This window comes from Halalkalibacter lacteus (assembly GCF_036663595.1).
GTDB classification, from domain to species: domain Bacteria; phylum Bacillota; class Bacilli; order Bacillales; family Bacillaceae_D; genus Halalkalibacter; species Halalkalibacter lacteus.
Genome location: NZ_JAWRVL010000302.1, coordinates 1 through 257, shown reverse-complemented (window position 1 = coordinate 257; position 257 = coordinate 1). Strand labels below are relative to the sequence as shown.

At 50.2% G+C, this 257-nt stretch carries 1 other RNA gene; it reads left to right on the top strand.

The features are described from left to right. Nucleotides 1-254: a transfer-messenger RNA gene (ssrA, locus tag SAZ04_RS22440) on the top strand; the annotation flags it as partial. Between the last annotated feature and the right edge of the window lie 3 nt (nucleotides 255-257).

Genomic DNA, 257 nt, shown 5'->3' with positions numbered 1-257 from the left:
GCCTCGTAAAAAGCCGCAAAAAATAGTCGCAAACGACGAAAACTACGCTTTAGCAGCTTAATAACCTGCTTAGAGCCCTCTCTCCCTAGCCTCCGCTCTTAGGACGGGGATCAAGAGAGGTCAAACCCAAAAGAGATCGCGTGGAAGCCCTGCCTGGGGTTGAAGCGTTAAAACTTAATCAGGCTAGTTTGTTAGTGGCGTGTCCGTCCGCAGCTGGCAAGCGAATGTAAAGACTGACTAAGCATGTAGTACCGAGC